We start from the raw sequence: 2,962 nt of genomic DNA, 5'->3' as shown, positions 1-2,962 counted from the left end.
GAGTCAAAGTCTTCATTCAAAATTCTCACAGTTAGAAAAAACAAGTTAGAGTACCTTACTGACCCAAAGGGGCTTTCGATAGCCATTAGTGATGTAAGCTCATATCGTGATGTGCAAGGTACAATTGGCACGGATGGTTATGAAAGTCTTCCTATCGAATCAGGAAAAGTGGGCAACTTTTACGAGTACAAAGGAATTTACAACTATCTGATTAAGATTATTGAGATTGGTGGTAATGACTTTATGGGTAATAGCGTTACGTTTCACATTGAGCAACAGGGACAACAATCACAGAGCGCAATCAAGCGGCTTGAGGAAAAAGCCAAGCAGCTTCAAGAACAGCGCGAAAAACTCCAAAGCCAGATAAACGAGCTTCAGAGCGTTGAGGAAAAAGCCAAGCAGCTTCAAGAACAGCGCGAAAAACTCCAAAGCCAGATAAACGAGCTTCAGAGCGAAAATAACGATATCAAAGAAAAGCTTGAGTGGCGAGATAAAGAAATTGAAAAGTTACAGCAAGAAAATGTAAAGAAAATTACCGATTAAGCTCACAAAGAAGTTCTAATTAAAAATAATTCTTAATTATGATACATACTTTCTGAATCGCCCACTGATTGATTCTGACTCCTGAATTCAGAATAGCTGAATTCTTCTTCAAAAATATTCAAAAAACACTTCAGGTACTAATCTGAATTCCCCAGATTTCAAGCGAGAGATATCTATCCATAATGCTCTATGTTTATGATTTGGTGATTCTGAAAAAACTAAACTTTCCAGTTGATAAAATTTGAAATCAACAAAGTCACATTGATAAAGCTGAATAATTTCATGACCTTGCCTACCACTAAATGTAAACAGGTTTTCTATACAACCTAAATATTTAATATTCGTTAACTCTGCCTGAATTTCCTCTTGAAACTCCCGTTGTAGCGCGACGCGGCTGGTTTCGCCAAATTCAACCCCACCGCCCAAAGCCCGATAAAATGTTTCTTGCTTTACGGGATCGTAGCCTTCAGAAAGAAATATGCGTTCGCCATCTCGAATTAGCCCCAAGGCTATTACCCGAATTTCGCCTGCTTTATTCATTTTGGTAACTAATTATCGTAAATAGAGTGAGGACGACTTTCGCTATCCTCAATAGGCCAATCTGGATTTTCGCCACCGATGTACAATTCTTCAATGGTGACATATTCTTCACTTAGCTGTGTGAGGGCGTTGATTAAAATATCCAGAGCGATCGCATCACTGGTTCCTAAGTCAAACCAACAACGCCCCCACTGTCCCTCATATTCAAACTCACCGATGTTATGCATCAGTGCTAGTAGACTTTTGTCATACCCTTGTTCATCATAATTCATGTAGCTGATATCGAGTCCAGTGTCCTGCACCTGAAGATTCTCTGCGTTAAATGCACCCAATTTACCCAGATAAAACCAGGAATTGAAAACTTCTTCTACATACTGCTTTTCACGCGCAGAAGGATTTGTGCTGAATTTCAGCCAAATCCACACATCAAAAGGATTAATTTCGCGGAACTGAATCTGCATTTTGGTCTAGTATCTCAATTACTGTTCTGCAAATAAGCATATCAAAGTAGGGAGTGGGGAGTGGGGAATGGGGGGAGATAAGGGGGATGAGGGGGATGAGGGAGAAGAATTAATAACCAATGCCCAATGCCCAATGCCCAATTACCCAGGATTCTTCAGGCTAACAGCACTGCTGCGTTCACGTTCAATTTGTTTGACTAAATCGCCTGGGAGTTGGGATTTTTTAGTCAATGCTTTGTCAAAATTAGCGATCGCTTCCTGGATCATTTGCTGGCTTTTTTCTTTTTGCCCCAGTTGTTTCAGTATTTGGGCTTTGAGATAATAAATTTCTGGATTATCGGATGTAGTTTTGATCGCCCGGTTTACATACTCTAGTGCCTGTGGATACCGTTTTAAATCCCGGTAAGCAAGGGCAATACCTCGATCTACTAGATACCCAGGAGCAGCATTTTGTTCTAAGCGTCCAATTGCCTGATCTGGGCTAGCAAATGGCAAATTAACCGCCAACAATAAATCCATATAACCCTTGATTAAATTCAGTTCTGGATCGTTGGCAGAAATTGCTTCGGCTTTGTCTAAATATTCATAAACTTGCCGCAACCGACTAAAGGCTTGCGGCACACCGTTGACAGTACCCTCACGGGTAAGAATTACTGCACCCTCTAAAAAATGACCAACAGCAGTGTATAAATTACCACGCAGTGGATCGCTAGGAATTAATTTTTGTCCGGCTTCTAGAGTTTTCTGGCTGTAGGTGTCTAGTTTAGCCCAATCCTTATTACCGTATGCTAAAGATGCGCTCATGGCATAAGCTAGAGGTTCATTTGGCTCTTTGGATACTGCTTGTTGGAGATAACGTTCTGCTGCTGGATAGTTGCCCTGTTGAAAAATCGCTTTAAAAGCGGCTTCTGTTTGTTCGCCAATTTGATGAGGTTCGTTATTGCGAAATGGATCGCCAGCGAGGGAGGGATTTGCCCACAGATTAAGTGCGATCGCAGCGCCAAAAGCAGTCTGAGCAAGGTTAGTGAGTCTAGCAGACACTACTAATCGAGGCGAAGAAAACCTTTTAGTCATTTTAACCCTCAGAATATTTGCGGTTGAAATAGTTGTATGTGTTACTTAGAATGCAAAAAATGATTAATTTTTACACTGAGCGACTTGCCTTGACTTGTGCCGAGCGGAGCCGAGGTAGCGCAGTCGAAAGGAGTCGAAGTGTTAACTTGCCTCTGCTTCAAGCAAAATTTTCTTATATAAAGGTTGACTTTGGTAATTTTTCCATGTTCCCAGGCTGTTGAGGAGAATCCAGAAGTCAGAATTCAGAATTCAGAATCTCCCCATGCCTAAAGTCAGGGGATTCAAAAAAGTATAAATTTTTATCGCTTCCACGGATAAATCCGGGGGCTTTCAACCTAAGTCGC

At 41.2% G+C, this 2,962-nt stretch carries 4 protein-coding genes; 1 reads left to right on the top strand and 3 read right to left on the bottom strand.

The genetic code is table 11. The features are described from left to right. Window positions 1-543 (top strand): hypothetical protein (locus LC574_RS33705; RefSeq protein ID WP_229457951.1); only part of this gene is annotated, 543 nt, incomplete at its 5' end. 108 nt (window positions 544-651) lie between these two features. Here LC574_RS33705 and LC574_RS33700 read toward each other — a convergent pair. The 3 genes from LC574_RS33700 to LC574_RS33690 form a co-directional block, all read right to left on the bottom strand. Further along, window positions 652-1,083, bottom strand: coding sequence for an NUDIX hydrolase (locus LC574_RS33700; RefSeq protein ID WP_229457950.1), 432 nt, complete (start codon window positions 1,081-1,083; stop codon window positions 652-654). A gap of 8 nt (window positions 1,084-1,091) precedes the next feature. Beyond that, entirely contained in the window at window positions 1,092-1,544 is a 453-nt protein-coding gene (locus LC574_RS33695) for a DUF3531 family protein (protein ID WP_229457949.1), read from the bottom strand. 141 nt (window positions 1,545-1,685) lie between these two features. Further along, window positions 1,686-2,618 (bottom strand): Sll0314/Alr1548 family TPR repeat-containing protein, encoded by a 933-nt coding sequence (locus tag LC574_RS33690; RefSeq protein WP_229457948.1) that lies wholly within the window; start codon window positions 2,616-2,618, stop codon window positions 1,686-1,688. Between the last annotated feature and the right edge of the window lie 344 nt (window positions 2,619-2,962).

Source organism: Nostoc sp. CHAB 5715, from assembly GCF_020829685.1.
Lineage (GTDB): Bacteria > Cyanobacteriota > Cyanobacteriia > Cyanobacteriales > Nostocaceae > Nostoc.
Note: the sequence above shows the minus strand (reverse complement) of the source record. Positions and strands in the feature narration are given on the sequence as shown.

Bases quoted from the DNA above. Each gene is read 5' to 3' on its own strand.
- LC574_RS33700 (WP_229457950.1), bottom strand. From the start codon at position 1,083: ATGAATAAAGCAGGCGAAATTCGGGTAATAGCCTTGGGGCTAATTCGA.
- LC574_RS33695 (WP_229457949.1), bottom strand. From the start codon at position 1,544: ATGCAGATTCAGTTCCGCGAAATTAATCCTTTTGATGTGTGGATTTGG.
- LC574_RS33690 (WP_229457948.1), bottom strand. From the start codon at position 2,618: ATGACTAAAAGGTTTTCTTCGCCTCGATTAGTAGTGTCTGCTAGACTC.